The sequence below is a fragment of the Jatrophihabitans sp. genome (assembly GCF_035474675.1).
In the GTDB taxonomy this organism is placed as follows: Bacteria; Actinomycetota; Actinomycetes; order Mycobacteriales; family Jatrophihabitantaceae; genus Jatrophihabitans_A.
In genome coordinates this window covers 1-3,525 of the sequence record NZ_DATINC010000078.1, presented here as the reverse complement: position 1 = coordinate 3,525, position 3,525 = coordinate 1, and the positions used below count along the sequence as shown (strand labels likewise).

The following is a 3,525-nucleotide window of genomic DNA, read 5'->3' as shown; positions in this document are numbered from 1 at the left end:
GGAGAACGCCATGCGACGCAAGAGCTTCGACGCCCTCGTGTCCACCGCGGGGTTCGTGATGGCAGCCGTACTACTGACTGCCTCCGGCCTGCTGTTCTGGGCCCACAGCTTCATCGACGACAACGTCCGCAGCCAGCTGGTCGCGGAGAAGATCTTCTTCCCGCCGGCGGGTTCTGACGCGCTGAAGGACCCGGCCGTCGGCCCGTACCTGAACAAGTACGCCGGCCAGCAGCTCACCACCGGCGACCAGGCCAAGGCCTACGCCGACCACTTCATCGCCGTGCACCTGTCCGAGATCGGCGGCGGCAAGACCTACGCCCAGCTCAGCGCGCAGGCCCAGGCCAACCCGGACGACGCCAAGCTGGCGGGTCAGGTGCAGACGATGTTCCGCGGCGAGACGCTGCGCGGCCTGCTGCTCAACGCCTACGCCTTCGACACCATGGGAACGATCGCCGGCATCGCCGCGGTCGTGGCCTACCTCTCCGCCGCGGTGCTGCTGGTGCTCGGCCTGCTCGGCCTGCGGCACAGCCGCCGGGTGCCGGTGACCGAGGAGATCCTGACTCGGCAGCCCGACTCCCGCGGGCAGGAACTGGCCACTGCCTGACCACCCCGCCGCCCCGGAGGCGCCCTGCCAGTCGGCAGGGCGCCTCCGCGCGTACCGGACCCTGCGAGCCGTCTCGGATCGAGCGGGCCGGCCCAGGGACGTACGCGCAATCAGGAGGTACCTCTGCCCGTACCGGTCGTGTTAGGTTGCCCGGGTCCGGACCAGCGCCGCTGACGACCAGCGGGTCCAAGGCAGGGGTGACGGGGTGGCCTACCTACGGATGATCGGCAGCCAGGAGGCCGACGGCGACCTCCGGGACGCCTACCTCGCGATGGCTGCCCGACCGATGCCGTCGGCCTACGTGCCCTCCCACGGGGAGGCGCCGGGAATCATCCGGGCGCACTCCCTGGATCCCGAGTTGTTGCGGCGCGCGTTCGCCGTCTCGGGCTCGCTGAGCAACGACCTGCTTCCCTGGCACTCCCGCGAGCTGATCAACTCGGTGACGTCCCGGGAGAACGAGTGCTTCTATTGAACAACCGCTCACGCGGAGTTTCTGCGTGTAGCCAGCGGCGACGACACCGTCAGCCGTTCCATCGTGCTGGGGCAGACGTTCGGTGACCTCCCCGCCCTGGACGCCTGCCTGGTGGACTTCGCCCGGACCCTGACGGGGCGGCCGTGGGCGATCGGCCCGGCCGACATCGGCCGGCTGGCGGCGGCGGGGCTGCCGGATGAGACGGTCACGCTCGTCATCGGGCTGGTGGCCATGTTCAACTACCTCACCCGGGTGGCGGACGGCACCGGGGTCGAGGCGGACTACGGCGGCGAGCTTCCCCGCTTCGTCTACCGCGGCCGGACCGAGGCGGTCCCGAGGCCCGGGCCACAGGAGTGGCCACCCGTCGACGGCCCGCTCGAGCTCCTCGCCCTGCTGCCCGGCGTGACGGCGGCCTGGAACCGCTGGCGCGCCTACCTGCTGGACGGCCCCAGCCCGCTACCGGAGGCCACCCGGCGCCGGCTTCGGGCGATAGCGGCCCGCAACGCCTGTGACAGCTCGGTAGAGCCGCCCGACCCGGCCGAGGAGTCGGGCGATCCGGTGGCGCGGTTCGCCGGCAAGCTGAGCCGCACCCCCTGGCTGATGGCCCAGCCGGATGTCGACGAGCTCCGCGCCACCGGCCTGGACGACCTTGCGGTCCTGCACGTCATCGCCACCGTCGCCTACCAGTCGGCGGAGTCCCGGTTGCGGATCGGGCTGTCCGCCCTCGCCAGGCACCGGGGCTGACCCGTCGCGGCAGCGGAGATCAGCCGAGCGGCGCCAGCCGGTCGAGCTGGCCGGCGGCCAGCCGGCCGGCGGCGGCCAGCAGCTCGGTGACGTCACCGGCCGTCCGGTGCGGCCGGTCGTTCCAGGCGGTCAGCTCGCGCACCCGGCCGATCCGCACCGCCGGCGCCGGGCAGTAGCCGGCGGGTTCGGTGCTGCCGACCAGCGCCTGCCAGGTCAGGTCGAGCGCGCGGTGCACCGGCTGGCTCCGGGCCGCCGGCACCCCGCCGCCGGCCTGCACGACGGCGCCGACCAGGCAGGCACCGGTGGGCTGCCGGCCGGCGAGCCGGTGCAGGTCGTGCGGGCCGAGCAGGTGCTGGCGGCCCTGCTCGTCGCGGTAGGCGAACCAGCCGTGCTGGATCCAGCCGGCTTCCACCACGGTGGCCGCGTCCGCGAGCACCGTCTGGAGGTAGTGCAGTTCGGCCCGCAGCGCGGTGCGCCGCTCGGTGTCGGCCAGCCGGCGGCGGGCGATCCGGTCGGTCAGACCCCGACCGGTCCCGAGCGGGCCGGGCGCCGGGCGCAGAAGTTCGGAGACTGGCATGGCGACCTCCTCCGTCCAAGCATGCGCCCGAAGCCGGGCGTTGGCGAAGCCTCAGAGGTCGACGGCGCTGCCCATCGTCACCGTCCGGTCGGTGGGCAGGTCGAAGTAGGCGGCGGGGCTGGCGGCGTTCTTGGCGAGCGCGATGAACAGCGCCTTGCGCCAGTGCACCAGCCCCGGTGCGGAGGTGCGCCGGATCGAGCCCCGGGACAGGAAGTACGAGGCGTGTTCCACCTCGGCGCACTCCTCCCCCAGCAGGTCGGCCTCGAACGCGGTACGCAGCGCCCGCGGAATGCTCGGCCGGTCGGAGAAGCCGAAGGTGACCGTCACGTGCTGGATGTGGTCGTCGTCGTAACCGAGGTTGTCGACGGCGAACGCGTCGTCCCACCGCACGTGCGGGACGTTGGAGACGACCACCGAGACGATGATCACATCCCGGTGCAGCACCTGGTTGTGCTCGACGTTGGCCCGCAGCGCCAGCGGCGTGGTGTCCTTGCCCGGATGCGGGAACACCGCGGTGCCCGGCACCCGGGGCACGTCGCGCTCGCGGAGCTCGTCGACGAACTCGCGCAGCGACCCCTCCCGCTCCCGGCGGTTGGCGGTCAGGATGGCCCGGCCGCGGCGCCAGGTCGTCATCACGGTGAACACCCCGCCGGCGATCACCAGCGGCAGCCAGCCGCCGTGCGCGACCTTGGACAGGTTGGCTGCCAGGAAGGTGCACTCCACGCCGCCGAAGGCCACCGCCGCAACCGCCAGCTTCCACGGCTGCCACTGCCACAGCACCCGGGCCACCAGCAGCAACAGCAGGGTGTCGACCACCAGCGCCCCGGTGACCGACACCCCGTAGGCGGTGGCCAGCCGGGCCGAGGACTGGAATCCCAGCATCAGCACCAGCACCCCGACGAACAGCGCGGCGTTCACCGCGGGCAGGTAGATCTGGCCGCCCTCCCGCTCGGAGGTCTGCCGGACCGTCAGCGGCGGCAGCAGCCCGAGCTGCATCGCCTGCCGGGACAGCGAGAACGCCCCGGAGATGACCGCCTGGCTGGCGATCACCGTCGCCGCGGTGGCCAGCACCACCATCGGCAGCCGGCTCCAGCCCGGCAGCAGCAGGAAGAACGGGTTGGCCGCCGC

Annotated in this window: 5 protein-coding genes; 3 read left to right on the top strand and 2 right to left on the bottom strand. The window is 72.8% G+C overall.

The window, feature by feature from the left end:
- The 3 genes from VLJ82_RS09585 to VLJ82_RS09575 form a co-directional block, all read left to right on the top strand.
- Positions 1 to 604, top strand: a 604-nt coding sequence (locus VLJ82_RS09585; protein ID WP_408663116.1) for a hypothetical protein, incomplete at its 5' end; no start/stop codon positions are given.
- Between the two features lie 220 nt (positions 605 to 824).
- A complete protein-coding gene (locus tag VLJ82_RS09580; protein ID WP_408663115.1) occupies positions 825 to 1,076 on the top strand; it encodes a hypothetical protein in 252 nt (83 codons plus the stop codon).
- A 63-nt stretch (positions 1,077 to 1,139) separates the two neighbouring features.
- A complete protein-coding gene (locus VLJ82_RS09575; protein WP_408663114.1) occupies positions 1,140 to 1,820 on the top strand; it encodes a hypothetical protein in 681 nt (226 codons plus the stop codon).
- A gap of 19 nt (positions 1,821 to 1,839) precedes the next feature.
- Here VLJ82_RS09575 and VLJ82_RS09570 read toward each other — a convergent pair whose 3' ends face one another.
- On the bottom strand, positions 1,840 to 2,397 hold the full coding sequence (locus tag VLJ82_RS09570) for a DUF6197 family protein (RefSeq protein ID WP_408663113.1): 558 nt from the start codon (positions 2,395 to 2,397) through the stop codon (positions 1,840 to 1,842).
- Positions 2,398 to 2,448: 51 nt separating this feature from the next.
- On the bottom strand, positions 2,449 to 3,525 hold a 1,077-nt coding region (locus tag VLJ82_RS09565; RefSeq protein ID WP_408663112.1), incomplete at its 5' end, for a KUP/HAK/KT family potassium transporter.

Excerpts from the sequence above, each read along its gene's own strand:
- VLJ82_RS09570 (WP_408663113.1), bottom strand. The coding sequence starts at position 2,397 with ATGCCAGTCTCCGAACTTCTGCGCCCGGCGCCCGGCCCGCTCGGGACC.
- VLJ82_RS09580 (WP_408663115.1), top strand. The coding sequence starts at position 825 with ATGATCGGCAGCCAGGAGGCCGACGGCGACCTCCGGGACGCCTACCTC.